The following is a 17,425-nucleotide window of genomic DNA, read 5'->3' as shown; positions in this document are numbered from 1 at the left end:
CTGGGGTGTCACATCTGTGGCGCCGCTGTGCCCGCGGCGCGCGAGGAAGGCCGGTCCTCCGGCCGGCCGAGCGCGGCTCCCGGGCCGGAGGCACATCCCTCACCACCGCAGTGGTCACCACTCCGCCGAGCCGCGAGGCCCGCGGGCGGCCGCCGCCCGAGACCCATCCATCCTGGAGCATCCCTTAATGACAACCGCAACGACCGACAAGGCAACCAAGCAGGTCGCGATCAACGACATCGGGTCTGCTGAAGACTTTCTTGCCGCGGTCGAAAAGACTCTGAAGTTCTTCAACGACGGAGACCTCATCGAAGGCACCGTCGTGAAGATCGACCGCGACGAGGTCCTCCTCGACGTCGGCTACAAGACCGAGGGCGTCATCCCCTCGCGCGAGCTCTCCATCAAGCACGACGTCGACCCCTCCGAGGTCGTCAACGTGGGCGACAGCGTCGAGGCCCTCGTCCTCCAGAAGGAGGACAAGGAGGGTCGCCTGATCCTGTCCAAGAAGCGTGCGCAGTACGAGCGCGCGTGGGGCGACGTCGAGAAGATCAAGGAGTCGGACGGCGTCGTCACCGGCTCGGTCATCGAGGTCGTCAAGGGCGGTCTCATCGTCGACATCGGCCTCCGCGGCTTCCTCCCGGCCTCGCTCATCGAGCTGCGCCGCGTCCGCGACCTCACGCCGTACCTCGGCCAAGAGATCGAGGCGAAGATCCTCGAGCTCGACAAGAACCGCAACAACGTGGTCCTGTCGCGTCGCGCGCTCCTCGAGCAGACCCAGTCCGAGAGCCGCACCACGTTCCTGAACAACCTGCACAAGGGTCAGGTCCGCAAGGGCGTCGTGTCGTCGATCGTCAACTTCGGCGCGTTCGTCGACCTCGGCGGGGTCGACGGTCTCGTCCACGTCTCCGAGCTCTCCTGGAAGCACATCGAGCACGCCTCCGAGGTCGTCGAGGTGGGCCAGGAGGTCACCGTCGAGATCCTCGAGGTCGACCTCGACCGCGAGCGCGTGTCGCTCTCGCTCAAGGCGACCCAGGAGGACCCGTGGCAGGTCTTCGCCCGCACCCACGCGATCGGACAGGTCGCGCCGGGCAAGGTCACGAAGCTGGTCCCGTTCGGTGCCTTCGTCCGCGTCGCGGACGGCATCGAGGGCCTCGTCCACATCTCCGAGCTGTCGGGCAAGCACGTCGAGCTCGCCGAGCAGGTCGTGTCGGTCGGCGAAGAGGTGTTCGTCAAGGTCATCGACATCGACCTCGACCGTCGCCGCATCTCCCTCTCGCTCAAGCAGGCGAACGAGAACGTCGACCCCGAGGGCACCGAGTTCGACCCGGCGCTCTACGGCATGGCCACGGAGTACGACGACCAGGGGAACTACAAGTACCCCGAGGGCTTCGACCCCGAGACCAACGAGTGGCGCGAGGGCTTCGAGTCGCAGCGCGAGGCCTGGGAGCAGGAGTACGCCGCTGCTCAGGCGCGCTGGGAGGCCCACAAGGCCCAGGTGGCCAAGTCGCAGGAGGAGGCGGCCACCGTCTCCGAGGGCGTCTCGGTCGGCGCCGGCTTCACCAGCGAGTCGACCACCGGCGGCACCCTCGCCGACGACGAGTCGCTCGCCGCGCTCCGCGAGAAGCTGTCCTCGAACAACTGATCGCGAGCACATCGCATCGAACGGCCGGTCCCCTCGGGGGCCGGCCGTTCGGCGTTCCGGGCGACGGCGCTGGGTAGGGTGGCCGGGTGCATCTCGTCGCCCTCACCGGAGGCATCGCCTCGGGCAAGTCCACCGTCGCCCGCCGTCTCGCCGAGCACGGAGCGGTGGTGGTCGACGCCGACGTCCTCGCGCGCGAGGTCGTCGAGCCGGGGGAGCCGGCGCTGGCGGCGATCGCTGAGCGCTTCGGCCCGTCCGTGATCCGCGCGGACGGCGCGCTCGACCGCCCGGCGCTCGGCGCGATCGTCTTCTCGGACGCGGCGGCCCGCGCCGACCTCAATGCGATCACCCATCCGGCGGTGACGCTCCGCTCGCAGCGGCTGTTCGCGGAGGCCGCCGAGGCGGACCCGGCCGCGGTGGTCGTCTACGACGTCCCCCTCCTCGCCGAGGGCCGTGGAGCGGGGGAGTTCGACGAGGTGGTCGTCGTGCACGCGCCGCAGCACCTCCGCATCGAGCGTCTCGTCGCCCTCCGGGGACTGACCGAGGAGGAGGCTCGTGCGCGGGTCTCGTCGCAGGCGAGCGACGAGGAGCGCCTCGCCCTCGCCGACGTCGTGATCGACTCCTCCGGCACGCTGGAGGAGACGCTCGCTCGGACCGACGCGCTGTGGGAGCGTCTCGCCCGCTGACGGTCCGTCCCGGACACCCGCCCTCGTGGCCGAGCGGCCCGGCCGGAGAGCGCACCCCCGTTCGCCGCCAGCGCACGCGCCGTCCGGTGTCGGTGGTCGCGGCTACGCTTCGAACCATGGAGCCAACCCGTGCCGTGCACCCGTTCGAGGTCATCAGCGAGTACAAGCCGAGCGGGGACCAGCCCGGCGCGATCGCCGATCTGAGCGCCCGCATCAACGCCGGCGAGACCGATGTCGTCCTGCTGGGCGCCACCGGGACCGGCAAGTCCGCGACCACGGCCTGGCTCGTCGAGGCCGTGCAGCGCCCCACGCTCGTGCTCGCGCACAACAAGACCCTCGCCGCGCAGCTCGCCAACGAGTTCCGCGAGCTGTTCCCCAACAACGCCGTCGAGTACTTCGTCTCGTACTACGACTACTACCAGCCCGAGGCCTACGTCCCGCAGACCGACACCTTCATCGAGAAGGACAGCTCGGTCAACGCCGAGGTCGAGCGGCTGCGCCACTCCACCACGAACTCGCTCCTGAGCCGCCGCGACGTGATCGTGGTGTCGACCGTCTCCTGCATCTACGGCCTCGGCCAGCCCGAGCAGTACCTCGAGGCGATGGTGGCGCTCCAGGTCGGCCAGCGGGTCGACCGGGACCGCCTCATCCGCAAGTTCGTGTCAATGCAGTACGCGCGCAACGACGTCGACTTCGCCCGCGGCACCTTCCGGGTGCGGGGCGACACGATCGAGATCATCCCGATGTACGAGGAGCTCGCGATCCGGATCGAGATGTTCGGCGACGAGATCGAGGCGCTCTACACGCTCCACCCGCTCACCGGCGACATCGTCCGGAAGCTCGACTCCGTGTCGGTCTTCCCCGGCTCGCACTACGTCGCCAGCCAGGACGTCATGCACCGTGCGATCGACACCATCCAGCAGGAGCTCGAGGTGCGCCTGGCCGACCTCGAGAAGCAGAACAAGCTCCTCGAGGCGCAGCGCCTGCGGATGCGCACGACCTTCGATCTCGAGATGATGCAGCAGATCGGATTCTGCTCCGGCATCGAGAACTACTCCCGCCACATCGACGGCCGCGAGTCGGGCGAGGCCCCGCACTGCCTGCTCGACTACTTCCCGGACGACTTCCTCGTCGTGATCGACGAGTCGCACGTGACGGTGCCGCAGATCGGTGCGATGTACGAGGGCGACGCCTCCCGCAAGCGCACGCTGGTCGAGCACGGCTTCCGCCTGCCCTCGGCGATGGACAACCGGCCCCTGAAGTGGGAGGAGTTCAAGTCTCGCGTCGGCCAGACCGTCTACCTCTCGGCGACTCCGGGCCGCTACGAGATGGGCATCGCCGACGGCATCGTCGAGCAGATCATCCGCCCGACCGGCCTGATCGATCCCGAGATCGTCGTCAAGCCGACGAAGGGCCAGATCGACGACCTGCTCGAGGAGATCAAGCGCCGCACCGAGCGCGACGAGCGCGTGCTCGTCACGACGCTGACGAAGCGCATGGCCGAGGAGCTCACCGACTTCCTCACGGAGGCCGGCGTCCGGGTCCGCTACCTGCACTCCGACGTCGACACCCTGAGGCGCGTCGAGCTCCTCTCGGAGCTGCGAGCGGGCGTGTACGACGTCCTGGTCGGCATCAACCTGCTGCGCGAGGGGCTCGACCTGCCCGAGGTCTCGCTCGTGGCGATCCTCGACGCCGACAAGGAGGGCTTCCTCCGCTCGTCCACGTCGCTCATCCAGACGATCGGCCGTGCGGCGCGCAACGTCTCGGGCGAGGTCCACATGTACGCCGACAAGGTGACGGACTCGATGCGGCTCGCGATCGACGAGACCGACCGCCGACGCGAGAAGCAGGTCGCCTACAACCTCGACCACGGTATCGACCCGACGCCGCTGCGGAAGAAGATCGCCGACATCACCGACGCCCTCGCCCGCGAGGGGGCCGACACCGCCAAGCTGCTCGCCGGGCGCGACGCCAAGAAGAAGAGCCCGACGCCGAACCTGCGCCGACAGGGTCTCGCCGCGAACGGCGGCAACGACCTCGAGGCGATCATCTCCGACCTCAACGGGCAGATGCTCCAGGCGGCGGGCGAGCTCAAGTTCGAGCTCGCGGCCCGGCTGCGGGACGAGGTCCAGGAGCTCAAGCGCGAGCTCCGCCAGATGGAGAAGGCCGGGCACCTGTCCTGATCGGGGGCGCTGATCCGCAAGGGGAGGGGCCCGCGGATCAGCGCCCAGCGAACGCCACGGGCGATGTCGGTGGCTCCGCATACACTTTCGGAGTGTCGATCCTGAACGCCGTTACGGACCCCTCCTCCACCCCCTCTCCCTCCTTCCACCGCTTCGTCTCCTCGCTCGACGAGTCGTCCTCGAAGCTGGTGGTGAGCGGCGCGCGGGTGCACAACCTGCAGAACGTCGACCTCGAGATCCCGCGCGACTCGATGGTGGTGTTCACCGGTCTCTCGGGCTCGGGCAAGTCCTCCCTGGCCTTCGACACGATCTTCGCGGAGGGCCAGCGGCGCTACGTCGAGTCCCTCTCCGCGTACGCCCGCCAGTTCCTCGGGCAGGTGGACCGGCCGGACGTCGACTTCATCGAGGGCCTCAGCCCCGCGGTCTCGATCGACCAGAAGTCGACGAACCGCAACCCGCGCTCCACCGTCGGCACGATCACCGAGATCTTCGACTACATGCGTCTGCTCTGGGCGCGCATCGGCGTCCCGCACTGCCCCATCTGCAGCGAGCGGATCTCCGCGCAGACCGTGCAGCAGATCGCCGACCAGCTGATGGAGCTCGAGACCGGCACCCGCTACCAGATCCTCAGCCCCGTCGTCTCGCAGAAGAAGGGCGAGTTCGTCGACCTCTTCAAGGAGCTGACCGCGGGCGGCTACTCCCGCGCCATGGTGGACGGGAAGCTCGTCCAGCTGAGCGAGCCGCCGGTGCTCAAGAAGCAGTACAAGCACGACATCTCCGTCGTGGTCGACCGGCTCGTGGCCGGCCCCGACATCCTCGGGCGCCTCACCGACTCGCTCGAGACGGCCCTGCGGCTCACTGACGGCATCGTGCAGATCAACTACGTCGACGGCGAGGGCGACGGCGCCTGGACCACCTACTCCGAGAAGCTGTCCTGCCCCAACAACCACCCGATCTCGCTGACCGAGATCGAGCCGCGGACCTTCTCTTTCAACGCGCCCTTCGGCGCCTGCCCGGAGTGCTCGGGCCTCGGCACGCGCATGTCGGTCGACGACGAGCTGCTGCTCGGCGACCCCGACCTGAGCATCGCCGAGGGCGTCATCATCCCCTGGACCACCCAGGGCAAGGGCTTGTTCCAGTACTACGAGAAGCTGCTCGACGGCCTCTCCCGCGACCTCGGCTTCACGCTCACCACCCCGTGGAAGCGCCTCAGCACCGAGGTGCAGCAGGCCGTCCTCCACGGCGACAACTTCGAGGTCAAGGTCAAGTGGAAGAACCGCTACGGCCGCGAGATGAGCTACACCTCGGGCTTCGAGGGCGTCGTGCCCTACATCGAGCGCCAGTTCGTCCAGGCCGAGACCGACGTCCAGCGCACCCGCTGGTCCGAGTTCCTCCGCGAGGTGCCCTGCCCCGTGTGCAAGGGCTCCCGCCTCAAGCCCGAGGTGCTCGCCGTGCTCGTGCACGGGGCGAGCATCGCGGACGTGGCCGACCTCAGCCTCGGCGACGCCCAGGACTTCATGAGCCGGCTCGAGCTGACCGACCGCGAGGCGCACATCGCCGCGCAGGTGCTGCGCGAGATCCGCGCGCGCATCGACTTCCTCATCGAGGTCGGGCTCAACTACCTCAACCTCTCGCGCGCCGCCGCCTCCCTGTCGGGCGGCGAGGCGCAGCGCATCCGCCTGGCGACCCAGATCGGCTCCGGGCTGACCGGCGTGCTCTACGTGCTCGACGAGCCGAGCATCGGCCTGCACCAGCGCGACAACCGCCGCCTGATCGACACCCTCATCAAGCTGCGCGACCTGGGCAACACGCTGATCGTGGTCGAGCACGACGAGGACACCATCCGCACCGCCGACTGGATCGTCGACATCGGCCCGGGCGCCGGGGTCAACGGCGGCAAGGTCGTGCACTCCGGCTCCTACGAGTCGCTGCTCGAGAACACCCACTCGCTCACCGGCGACTACGTCTCGGGCCGCAAGGCGATCGAGGTCCCGAAGAAGCGGCGGAAGATCGACCGCAAGCGGATGATCAAGGTCGTCGGGGCGAACGCCAACAACCTCCGCAAGGTCGACGCGGAGTTCCCGCTCGGCACGTTCGTCGCGGTCACCGGGGTCTCCGGCTCCGGCAAGAGCACCCTCGTGAACGACATCCTCTACCGCGTGCTCGCCAACCAGCTCAACGGCGCCCGCAAGGTGCCGGGCAAGCACACGCGCGTCACCGGCCTCGAGAACCTCGACAAGGTCGTGCACGTCGACCAGAATCCGATCGGCCGCACGCCGCGCTCGAACCCCGCCACCTACACGGGCGTGTTCGACCGCATCCGCAACCTCTTCGCCGAGACCACCGAGGCGAAGGCGCGGGGGTACCTGCCCGGCCGCTTCAGCTTCAACGTCAAGGGCGGCCGCTGCGAGGCCTGCTCGGGCGACGGCACCATAAAGATCGAGATGAACTTCCTGCCCGACGTCTACGTCGCGTGCGAGGTCTGCGGGGGAGCGCGCTACAACCGCGACACCCTGACCGTGCACTACAAGGGCAAGAACATCGCCGAGGTGCTCGACATGCCGATCGCCGAGGCGGCCGACTTCTTCGAGCCCATCACGGCGATCCACCGCTTCCTCCGCACGCTGGTGGAGGTGGGCCTCGGCTACGTCCGCCTCGGGCAGAGCGCGACCACGCTCTCCGGCGGCGAGGCGCAGCGCGTCAAGCTGGCGACCGAGCTCCAGCGCCGCTCCAACGGCCGCAGCGTCTACGTGCTCGACGAGCCGACGACGGGCCTGCACTTCGAGGACGTCCGCAAGCTCCTCCTCGTCCTCAACGGCCTGGTCGACAAGGGCAACACGGTGATCACCATCGAGCACAACCTCGACGTCATCAAGTCGGCCGACTGGCTGATCGACATGGGTCCCGAGGGCGGCGCCGGCGGCGGACAGGTGGTCGCGGTGGGCACCCCCGAGCACGTGGCGAAGGTCGAGGGCAGCCACACCGGCATGTTCCTCGCCGAGATCCTCGGCTGACGCGAGCGAGAGGCATGGCGCAGACAGTCGACTTCCGGCCGAAGCCGGGTGAGATCCCGACCCTCCCGGGCGTGTACCGCTTCACGGACGCCCGGGGGCGGGTGCTCTACGTGGGCAAGGCCAAGAACCTCCGCGCGCGGCTGAGCAACTACTTCGCCCCGCTGCCGAGCCTGCACGAGCGCACCCGGCGGATGGTCACCTCGGCCTCCGGCGTCGAATGGACCGTCGTCGGCACCGACGTCGAGGCCCTGCAGCTCGAGTTCACCTGGATCAACGAGTTCGATCCACCCTTCAACGTCAAGTTCCGCGACGACAAGTCCTACCCCTACATGGCGGTGACGCTCGGCGACGAGGCCCCGCGGGTGATGGTCACGCGGAACGCCAAGATCAGGAAGGCCCGCTACTTCGGGCCCTACCCCAAGATCTGGGCGATCCACGAGACGATCGACCTGATGATCAAGGCGTTCCCGATCAGGACCTGCAACGACTCCAACTACAAGCGCGCCATGCAGAGCGGCAAGCCCTGCTTCGCGTCGCAGATCGGCCGCTGCGGCGGGCCCTGCTCCCACCGCGTCACCTTCGCCGAGCACCGCGAGATGGTCGACCGCTTCGTCGCCTTCATGGGCAGCCACGACCGCCGGATGATCGGCGAGCTCGAGAAGGAGATGCGCGAGGCCGCGGCGGCGATGGAGTACGAGCGCGCGGGGAAGCTGCGCGATCAGGCCGCCGCCCTCGACGCGGTCCTCGCCAAGAGCGCGGTCGTGCTCAAGGACAACGTGGACGTCGACCTCTACGCGATCGTCCACGACGAGCTCGCCGCCTCCGTGCAGCAGTTCCGGGTCCGCGGCGGGCGCATCCGCGGCGAGCGGGGCTGGGTCGTCGACAAGGAGCTCGACATGAGCACGGCGGAGCTCGTCGACACGGCACTCCAGGCCGCCTACGAGACCGGCGACGTCCCGCCCCGGGAGGTCGTCGTGCCGGAGCTGCCCGAGGACACCGAGGCGCTCGAGGAGTGGCTGAGCGGACTGCGCGGCACGAACGTGCGCCTCCGAGCGGCCCAGCGCGGAGACAAGGCCGCCCTCCTCGAGACGGCGACGCAGAACGCGAAGCACTCGCTGATGCTCTACAAGACCCGCCGCTCCGCCGACTTCACCGCTCGGACGCAGGCCCTGGAGGACATCCGCGACGCCCTCGGCATGAGCGAGGCGCCGCTCCGGATGGAGTGCTACGACGTCTCCCACCTCAGCGGCACCAACATCGTCGCCTCGATGGTGGTCTTCGAGGACGGGCTCGCGCGGAAGGACCAGTACCGGCGGTTCTCCATCGCGGAGTCGACGGACGACACCGAGTCGCTGCACCAGGTGCTCACCCGCCGCCTCGCGTACCTCCGCGAGCCGGTCGAGCCCGCGGCGGTCGACCCCGAGACCGGCGAGGCCAAGCGGCGCAAGTTCTCGTACCCCCCGCAGCTGCTGATCGTCGACGGCGGCCAGCCGCAGGTCGCAGCCGCGCAGCGCGCGCTCGACGAGTCCGGGGTGACCGGCATCACCCTCTGCGGGATCGCCAAGCGCCTCGAGGAGATCTGGCTGCCGGACTCCGACTTCCCCGTCATCCTGCCGCGCAACAGCGATGCGCTCTTCCTCTTCCAGCGCATCCGCGACGAGGCGCACCGCTTCGCGATCACCCACCAGAGGACGCGTCGCAAGCGCGACATCTCGTCGCAGCTGGCCGAGGTGCCCGGGCTCGGAGGCACGCGAGTCCGCGACCTGCTGAAGCACTTCGGATCCGTCGCCCGGCTCCGCGAGGCGGGCGAGGCCGAGATCGCCGAGGTCAAGGGCATCGGCCCGACGCTGGCGGGCGCGATCCACGCGCACCTGCATCCGGACGGGTCCGCCGTCGGGGGCACGCCCTAGGCTGGAGGCCCGCGCTCCGGGGGAGAGCGGCCGGTGCCCGGCACCGAGGACACGAGCAGACACGAGCACGGAGAGCGCATGAGCACGGAGAGCGAGCAGCAGGACGTGCTGATCGTCACGGGGATGTCCGGAGCGGGCCGGTCCACGGCCGCGAACGCGCTGGAGGACCTCGGCTGGTACGTCGTCGACAACCTGCCGCCGCAGATGCTGCGCCCGCTGGTCGACCTGGCGCAGCGTGCGGGGGACACGCTGCCGAAGATCGCGGCGGTCGTCGACGTCCGCGGACGCGACTTCTTCGAGGACCTCGGCGACATCGTCCGCGAGCTGCGCGCCGGGGTCGACCTCCGAGTGGTGTTCCTCGAGGCCACCGACGCCGCGCTCGTCCGCCGCTTCGAGCAGGTGCGCCGTCCGCACCCGCTGCAGGGCCGGGGGACCCTCCTCGACGGCATCTCCGCCGAGCGGACGCGACTCGCTCAGCTGCGGGAGTCGGCCGACATCGTCATCGACACCTCGGACCTCAACATCCACCAGCTGGCCACCAGCATCACCGAGCGCTTCGCCGAGGCCGGCCGCGCGGGCCTCCAGGTCACGGTGATGAGCTTCGGCTTCAAGTACGGGCTGCCGACGGACGCCGACATGGTGGCCGACGCGCGGTTCCTGCCGAACCCGTACTGGATCCCGGAGCTGCGTCCGCACACGGGTCTCGACGAAGAGGTGAGAGACTACGTGCTGGCCCAGCAGGGCGCCGAGGAGTTCATCGACTCCTACTCCCGGGCCCTGCGCCCCGTGCTCGACGGCTACCAGCGCGAGAACAAGCGCCACGCGACCATCGCGATCGGCTGCACGGGAGGCAAGCACCGCTCCGTCGCGGTCGCGGGCCGTGTCGCGGCCCGTCTGGCCGAGCTGCCGGGCGTCGCCGTCAACGTGGCGCACCGCGACCTCGGCCGAGAATGATCCCCGCGCGCTCAGCCGCGCACCCGACGTAAGGAAGACTCCGTGGCCCTCACCGCAGACGTCAAGGGCGAACTGGTCGCGATCGTCTCGCGCAAGAACACCGTCCGCGCCGCCGAACTGGCGACCATCCTCCGCTTCTCCGGAGGACTGCACATCATCTCCAACCGCCTCGCGGTCGAGGTCGAGCTGGACTCCGCCCCGCTCGCGACCCGCGTGCGCCGCGACCTCGCCGAGCTGTACGGCGTCCGCAGCGAGGGCAGCATCGTCTCGGCCGGCGGATCCCGGAGGACCACGAGCTGGCTGGTGCGCGTCGTCGAGGGCGGGGACACCCTCGCCCGGCAGACCGGCCTCCTCGACCAGCGGGGCCGGCCCGTCCGCGGCCTGCCCAACCGCCTCACGACCGGCTCCCGCGAGGAGCTCGCCGCCCTGTGGCGCGGCGCCTTCCTCGCCCAGGGCTCGCTGACCGACCCGGGCCGCTCCGCGGCGCTCGAGATCATCTGCCCCGGCAACGAGGCGGCCATGGCGATCGTCGGAGCCGCCGGACGCCTGGGAGTCCAGGCCAAGTCCCGCGAGGTGCGCGGCGTCCACCGGGTCGTCATCCGCGACGGCGAGAGCATCAGCGCGATGCTCACCCTGATGGGCGCGACCGCGACCGTCGCGAGCTGGGAGGAGCTGCGCCAGCGCCGCGAGGTGCGGGCGACCGCGAACCGCCTCGTCAACTTCGACGACGCGAACCTCCGCCGCTCCGCCCAGGCCGCCGTCGCGGCGTGCGCCCGTGTCGAGCGCGCGATGGAGATCCTGGGCGACGACATCCCCGAGCACCTCCGCTACGCCGGGCGCCTGCGACTCGCGCACCGCGACGCGAGCCTCGACGAGCTCGGCCACCACGCCGATCCGCCGATGACGAAGGACGCCGTCGCCGGCCGCATCCGCCGCCTCCTCGCGATGGCCGACAAGCGCGCGTCCGACCTCGATATCCCGGGCACCGACGCGAACCTCCCGGCCGAGTTGCAGGACCTCTAGGCCCGGCCGCACGGCGCGCCCCGCCCGGCGAACGCTGAGTGTCTCCTGGTCGAACAACGCAAGCCCTCCGAACGCGGAGGGGCCCCCTCGCTAGACTGATCGGGTCGCTCAGGACACTCCCGGCCCTCCTCCGCCGCCTCGCGGAGGACGCCGAGACGCCGGCGGGTCGCACGGGAGCGACGACCACGAACAGGAGATCGCAAATGGCTGACTACACGCTCGCCGAACTGCCCTACGACTACTCGGCCCTCGAGCCGAACATCAGTGGGCGGATCATGGAGCTCCACCACGACAAGCACCACGCGACGTACGTGGCCGGGGCGAACACCGCCCTCGCCTCGCTGCAGGAGGCTCGCGACAGCGAGAACCTCGCGAACGTGAACAAGCTCCAGAAGGACCTCGCCTTCAACCTCGCCGGTCACGTGAACCACACCGTGTTCTGGAACAACCTCTCGCCGGACGGCGGCGACAAGCCCGTCGGCGAGCTCGCCGCGGCCATCGACGACAACTTCGGGTCGTTCGACAAGTTCCGCGCCCACTTCACCGCCTCGGCCCTCGGCATCCAGGGCTCCGGCTGGTCGATCCTCGCCTGGGACTCGCTCGGCGAGAAGCTCATCATCGAGCAGCTCTACGACCACCAGGGCAACCTCGCCGCGGCGACCGTCCCGGTCCTCCTCCTCGACATGTGGGAGCACGCCTTCTACCTCGACTACGTCAACGTGAAGGCCGACTACGTCAAGGCGTTCTGGAACATCGTGAACTGGGCCGACGTCTCCGCGCGCTTCGAGAAGGCCCGCGAGAAGACTTCGGGCCTGCTGCTACTGTCGTAGCGATCTCGGCGTCCCGGGCCCCGTGTCCGGGACGCCCTGTCGTCGGCTTCCACCCCTCCACTGCACCGTCGAGGTGCCTTTCCTCACCAGGAGATATCTGTGTCCGTCAAGATCGGCATCAACGGCTTCGGCCGTATCGGCCGTAACTTCTTCCGTGCAGCCCTCGCCAAGGGCAGCGACCTCGAGATCGTCGCGGTCAACGACCTCACCGACAACAAGGCCCTCGCGCACCTCCTGAAGTACGACTCCATCACGGGCCGCCTCGACGCGACCGTCGAGCTCGACGGCGACCGCATCGTCGTCAACGGCAAGCCGATCATCGTCCTCGAGGAGCGCGACCCCGCGAACCTCCCCTGGGGCGAGCTGGGAGTCGACGTCGTCATCGAGTCGACCGGCCGCTTCACCAAGTCGGAGGACGCGCGCAAGCACATCACCGCGGGTGCCAAGAAGGTCATCGTCTCCGCTCCCGCCACCGGCAGCGACGTCGCGACCCTGGTCCTCGGCGTGAACGAGAACACCTACGACCCCGCGACGCACGACATCATCTCGAACGCGTCCTGCACCACGAACTGCCTCGCGCCGCTCGCCAAGGTGCTGCTCGACAACTTCGGCATCGAGCGCGGCCTGATGACCACGGTCCACGCGTACACCGCCGACCAGAACCTCCAGGACGGCCCGCACAGCGACCTGCGTCGCGCCCGCGCCGCCGCCGTCAACATCATCCCGACCTCGACCGGTGCCGCCAAGGCGCTCGGCCTGGTCATCCCGGAGCTCGTCGGCAAGCTCGACGGCTACGCCCTCCGCGTCCCGGTCCCGACCGGCTCGATCACCGACCTCACCGTCGAGCTGACCAAGCCCGCCACCGTCGAGGAGATCAACGCGGCGTACAAGGCGGCCTCCGAGGGAGACCTCAAGGGCATCCTCAAGTACACCGAGGACCCGATCGTCTCGAGTGACATCGTGACCGACCCGCACTCGTCGATCTTCGACGCGGGCCTCACGAAGGTCATCGGCAGCCAGGTCAAGGTCGCCTCCTGGTACGACAACGAGTGGGGCTACTCCAACCGCCTCGTCGACGTCACCGAGTTCGTCGCCGGCAAGCTCTAAGGGCTGCGCGCAGTGACGCTCCGCACTCTGGACTCACTGGGCTCCCTCGCAGGCAAGCGCGTCGTCGTCCGCTGCGATCTGAACGTCCCCCTGAAGGACGGAACGATCACGGACGACGGCCGCGTGCGCGCGTCGGTGCCCACGCTCCAGCGTCTGGTCTCCGAGGGCGCCCGAGTCGTGGTCGTGAGCCACCTCGGGCGCCCCGAGGGGAAGCCCGAGGCGAAGTACAGCCTCGCTCCCGTCGCCGCCCGCCTCGGCGAGCTGCTCGACGCTCCGGTGGCCTTCGCCGAGGACACCGTCGGGGAGGCGGCCTCGGCCGCCGTCGACGCCCTCGAGGACGGCCAGGTCGTCGTCCTCGAGAACCTCCGGTTCAACGCCGGCGAGACGAGCAAGGACGAGGCCGAGCGCCGCACCTTCGCCGAGAAGCTGGCCGCCTACGGTGACGCCTTCGTCTCCGACGGGTTCGGCGTCGTGCACCGCAAGCAGGCGAGCGTCTACGAGCTCGCCGAGCTTCTCCCCAGCGCCGCCGGCACGCTGATCGCGGCCGAGCTCGAGGTGCTGGAGCGGCTCACCGAGAAGCCCGAGCGCCCCTACGCGGTCGTCCTCGGCGGCTCGAAGGTCTCGGACAAGCTCGGCGTGATCGAGCACCTGCTGCCGAAGGTCGACTCGATCCTCATCGGCGGCGGAATGCTCTTCACCTTCCTCAAGGCCCAGGGCCACGAGGTCGGCGCCAGCCTGCTGGAGGCCGACCAGGTCGACACCGTGCTCGGCTACCTCGCGAAGGCGAAGGAGCTGGGTGTGGAGATCGTCCTGCCGACGGACGTCGTTGTGGCGTCGGAGTTCGGCCCCGACGCCGAGCACCAGGTCGCCTCGGCCGACGCGATCGAGGGCACGCCCTTCGGTGAGAAGGGCCTCGGCCTGGACATCGGACCGGACACCGCCGCGCACTTCGCCGAGATCATCGCGGCGTCCAGGACGGTGTTCTGGAACGGCCCCATGGGCGTCTTCGAGCTCGAGCCGTTCGCGGCGGGCACCAAGACCGTCGCGCAGGCGCTCACCGAGGTCGACGGTCTCAGCGTCGTCGGCGGAGGCGACTCCGCCGCGGCCGTCCGCGCCCTCGGGTTCCGCGACGACCAGTTCGGCCACATCTCGACGGGAGGCGGAGCGAGCCTCGAATTCCTCGAGGGCAAGCGCCTCCCCGGACTGGAGGTCCTCGGATGGTAGACACCACCGCCCGCACCCCGCTCATCGCCGGCAACTGGAAGATGAACCTGGACCACCTCCAGGCCATCGCCTTCGTGCAGAAGCTGGCGTGGAGCCTCAAGGACGCCGATCACGACTTCGACGGCGTCGAGGTCGCGGTGTTCCCGCCCTTCACGGACCTCCGGCCCGTGCAGATCCTCGTCGACTCGGACAAGCTGCCGCTCAAGTACGGCGCGCAGGACGTCTCGAAGTTCGACAGCGGCGCCTACACCGGTGAGATCTCGGGTCAGTTCCTGAAGCAGCTCGACTGCGACTACGTGATCGTCGGCCACTCGGAGCGTCGCACGCTCCACGGCGAGACGGACGCGGACATCGCGGCCAAGTCGGCTGCGGCCGTCAATCACGGCGTCGCTCCGATCATCTGCGTCGGCGAGACCGCGGAGGACCTCGAGAAGCACGGCCCGTCGGCCGTGCCGGTCGCCCAGTTGAAGGAGGCCCTCACCGGCCTGCCCGCGGACGCCGACCTCGTCGTCGCCTACGAGCCGGTCTGGGCCATCGGCTCCGGACAGGCCGCGACGCCCGAGCAGGCCCAGCAGGTCTGCAAGGCGCTCCGCGGAGTCGTCGCCGACGTCCTCGGCGCCGACACCGCCGCGAAGACCCGCATCCTCTACGGCGGCTCCGTGAAGTCCGGCAACATCGCCGGCTTCATGCGCGAGCCCGACGTCGACGGAGCACTCGTCGGAGGCGCCAGCCTCCAGGTCGACGAGTTCGCGGCGATCGCGCGATTCCGGAACCACGTCGGGGTCTGAGCTGCTGCGACGAGAGGGCGGGCCCATCGGGCCCGCCCTTTCGTCGTCCACGCCGCTCCCTGCGCGGCGTGGCGCGGTCGGCCTCGCGACGGGGCGCGGTTCCGAGAGCGGGGTGCGTTCGGCTACGGCGATCCGCTGGGACGCGGATCGCCGGTTCGCCTCGCTGTCGTCCACGCCGCTCCCTGCGCGGCGTGGCGCGGTCGGCTTCGCGACGGGGCGCGGTTCCGGGAGCGGGATGCGTCCGGCTACGTCGATCCGCTGGAACGCGGATCACCGGTTCGCCTCGGAAGATCCCACACCGGCTTCGCGCGTTGGCCGGTCCGGTGCTGTCGGCTCGTCGCGGGGTGCCCTCCGAAAGCGTGGCGCGTTCGGCTCGATCGGTCCGCTGGTACGTGGATCACAGGCTCGCGGTCCGGTGACTGGAGAGGTTGTCGAGGGCACCGCGACGAGGCCACCCGCTCCGCCCATCGACGGACACTCGTATACATCGCCCCGAACACGGGACGACGCATTCCTCGCGGATTCGCAGGCGCCGTTATACTCGTCGGGGCGCGCAACGCGCCAGAACTTCGAAAGGTACCGCGTGGACATCCTCCAGGTCGTGCTCCAGGTCATCCTGGGCATCACGAGCCTCCTGCTCACCATGCTGATCCTGCTCCACAAGGGGCGCGGCGGCGGACTGTCCGACATGTTCGGGGGCGGAGTCACCTCCAACCTCGGCGCGTCGGGCGTCGCCGAGCGCAACCTGAACCGCATCACCGTGATCCTGGGCGTCGTCTGGCTGGCCTGCATCGTGGTGCTCGGACTCATCACCAAGTTCACCACCGGAGCATAGGGGTACTCGCAATGGCATCAGGCGGCAGTGCAATCCGCGGTTCGCGCGTCGGCGCAGGACCCATGGGCGAGCAGGACCGGGGCTTCCACGCGGAGCGCGTCGCGGTCTCCTACTGGGACGCTCTCGGCAACGAGACGGTGCGCCACTTCTCGGCGGCCCTCCCCGAGGACGAGATCCCCGAGGTGATCGACTCGCCGCAGTCCGGTCTCCCCGCTGGCCGCGACCGGGCGAACCCGCCGCAGGTCGCGAAGACCGAGCCCTACAAGACGCACCTCGCCTACGTGAAGGAGCGCCGCACCGAGGCCGAGGCGGCTCAGCTTCTCGAGGAGGCGCTGCAGCAGCTGCGCGCCCGACGAGGCACCGCGACCCCGTCCTGATCCTCACCGGACGACGAACGACGGAAGGCCCGCCCCCTCGGGGGACGGGCCTTCCGTCGTTTCCGGACCGTGCTCAGTAGCTCGGAGCGATGAGCGACTCGGGGACCTCGGCCGCTGCCTCCTGGTCGACGAAGAACACCGTGCGCTTGCGACCGAACGCGCCCGACGCGGGCACCTCGTTCGTGCTGGCACCCGCGAGCGCGAGGCCCAGGGCCGAGGCCTTGTCGGCGCCGGCGAGCACCATCCAGATGCGGTCCGACTGGTTGATCAGCGGCAGCGTGAGGGTGAGGCGCTCGGGCGGCGGCTTCGGAGAGTTGCGGACGACGAGGACGCCGGGCGTCGTGGAGCGGATCGCGGAGCGCTCGGGGAACAGCGACGCGATGTGCCCGTCCGGCCCGACGCCGAGGAAGGTGATGTCGAAGCGCGGGTAGTCGCGCCCCTCGGAGGCGTGCTCGCGCAGCTCCGCGTCGTAGGCAGCGGCGGCGCCGTCGAGGTCCAGGCCCTCGTCCGAGGCCGGGTAGGAGTGCACGTTCGCCGCCGGCACATCGAGGACGCTGAAGAGGTCCCCGGCCTGGACGTCGTTGCGGTCCTCGTGGCCGCGGGGCACCCAGCGCTCGTCGCCCCACCAGAAGTGCACGCGCGACCAGTCCACGTTGCCGGCGGCGGAGGAGGAGCCGATCTCCTTGAGCGTGGCGGCTCCCATCGTCCCTCCGGTGAGCACGACGTTCGCCGAACCCAGGTCGTCGAGGACGTCGATCGTCTTGGTGAGGAACCGGGCGGCGACCGAGCCGGCGAGGGTCTGCTTGTCGCGGTGGACCAGCACGCGGCGTTCGGTGGTCATCTCAGGGGACTCCT

Annotated in this window: 14 protein-coding genes; 13 read left to right on the top strand and 1 reads right to left on the bottom strand. The window is 69.7% G+C overall.

Going from position 1 to position 17,425, the window contains the following annotated elements; genetic code table 11:
• Positions 1–187: 187 nt before the first annotated feature.
• The 13 genes from rpsA to C5D36_RS05075 all read left to right on the top strand — a co-directional run bounded on the left by rpsA (position 188) and on the right by C5D36_RS05075 (position 16,570).
• The gene (rpsA, locus tag C5D36_RS05135; protein ID WP_104221897.1) at positions 188–1,642 is read left to right on the top strand and encodes a 30S ribosomal protein S1; all 1,455 of its coding nucleotides are present in this window, start codon (positions 188–190) and stop codon (positions 1,640–1,642) included.
• An 86-nt stretch (positions 1,643–1,728) separates the two neighbouring features.
• Positions 1,729–2,325, top strand: a complete 597-nt coding sequence (gene coaE / locus C5D36_RS05130; RefSeq protein ID WP_104221899.1) for a dephospho-CoA kinase — start codon at positions 1,729–1,731, stop codon at positions 2,323–2,325.
• Between the two features lie 116 nt (positions 2,326–2,441).
• Positions 2,442–4,508, top strand: coding sequence for an excinuclease ABC subunit UvrB (gene uvrB, locus C5D36_RS05125; RefSeq protein WP_104221901.1), 2,067 nt, complete (start codon positions 2,442–2,444; stop codon positions 4,506–4,508).
• 188 nt (positions 4,509–4,696) lie between these two features.
• Positions 4,697–7,522 (top strand): excinuclease ABC subunit UvrA, encoded by a 2,826-nt coding sequence (gene uvrA, locus C5D36_RS05120; protein ID WP_244229661.1) that lies wholly within the window; start codon positions 4,697–4,699, stop codon positions 7,520–7,522.
• A gap of 14 nt (positions 7,523–7,536) precedes the next feature.
• Positions 7,537–9,432, top strand: a complete 1,896-nt coding sequence (gene uvrC / locus C5D36_RS05115) for an excinuclease ABC subunit UvrC (RefSeq protein ID WP_104268633.1) — start codon at positions 7,537–7,539, stop codon at positions 9,430–9,432.
• 78 nt (positions 9,433–9,510) lie between these two features.
• A complete protein-coding gene (rapZ, locus tag C5D36_RS05110; RefSeq protein ID WP_097166020.1) occupies positions 9,511–10,386 on the top strand; it encodes an RNase adapter RapZ in 876 nt (291 codons plus the stop codon).
• Between the two features lie 42 nt (positions 10,387–10,428).
• The gene (whiA, locus tag C5D36_RS05105) at positions 10,429–11,409 is read left to right on the top strand and encodes a DNA-binding protein WhiA (protein ID WP_104221905.1); all 981 of its coding nucleotides are present in this window, start codon (positions 10,429–10,431) and stop codon (positions 11,407–11,409) included.
• Between the two features lie 203 nt (positions 11,410–11,612).
• Complete coding sequence (locus tag C5D36_RS05100) at positions 11,613–12,239, top strand: superoxide dismutase (protein ID WP_104221907.1); 627 nt, start codon at positions 11,613–11,615, stop codon at positions 12,237–12,239.
• A 99-nt stretch (positions 12,240–12,338) separates the two neighbouring features.
• Positions 12,339–13,346 carry a type I glyceraldehyde-3-phosphate dehydrogenase gene (gene gap / locus C5D36_RS05095; RefSeq protein WP_104221909.1) on the top strand — a complete coding sequence of 336 codons (1,008 nt, stop codon included), beginning with the start codon at positions 12,339–12,341 and terminating at the stop codon, positions 13,344–13,346.
• Between the two features lie 12 nt (positions 13,347–13,358).
• Positions 13,359–14,570 (top strand): phosphoglycerate kinase, encoded by a 1,212-nt coding sequence (locus C5D36_RS05090; RefSeq protein WP_104257823.1) that lies wholly within the window; start codon positions 13,359–13,361, stop codon positions 14,568–14,570.
• The gene (gene tpiA / locus C5D36_RS05085) at positions 14,564–15,358 is read left to right on the top strand and encodes a triose-phosphate isomerase (protein WP_104267318.1); all 795 of its coding nucleotides are present in this window, start codon (positions 14,564–14,566) and stop codon (positions 15,356–15,358) included. The genes C5D36_RS05090 and tpiA overlap by 7 nt, the downstream gene beginning before the upstream one ends.
• 583 nt (positions 15,359–15,941) lie before the next feature.
• Complete coding sequence (secG, locus tag C5D36_RS05080; RefSeq protein ID WP_104221915.1) at positions 15,942–16,193, top strand: preprotein translocase subunit SecG; 252 nt, start codon at positions 15,942–15,944, stop codon at positions 16,191–16,193.
• 11 nt (positions 16,194–16,204) lie between these two features.
• The gene (locus C5D36_RS05075; protein WP_055791968.1) at positions 16,205–16,570 is read left to right on the top strand and encodes an RNA polymerase-binding protein RbpA; all 366 of its coding nucleotides are present in this window, start codon (positions 16,205–16,207) and stop codon (positions 16,568–16,570) included.
• A gap of 73 nt (positions 16,571–16,643) precedes the next feature.
• Here C5D36_RS05075 and pgl read toward each other — a convergent pair whose 3' ends face one another.
• Positions 16,644–17,411, bottom strand: a complete 768-nt coding sequence (gene pgl, locus C5D36_RS05070) for a 6-phosphogluconolactonase (RefSeq protein ID WP_104295330.1) — start codon at positions 17,409–17,411, stop codon at positions 16,644–16,646.
• Positions 17,412–17,425: the final 14 nt, after the last annotated feature.

Origin of the sequence: Rathayibacter sp. AY1C6, assembly GCF_002931535.1 — a bacterium.
In the GTDB taxonomy this organism is placed as follows: domain Bacteria; phylum Actinomycetota; class Actinomycetes; order Actinomycetales; family Microbacteriaceae; genus Rathayibacter.
Note: the sequence above shows the minus strand (reverse complement) of the source record. Positions and strands in the feature narration are given on the sequence as shown.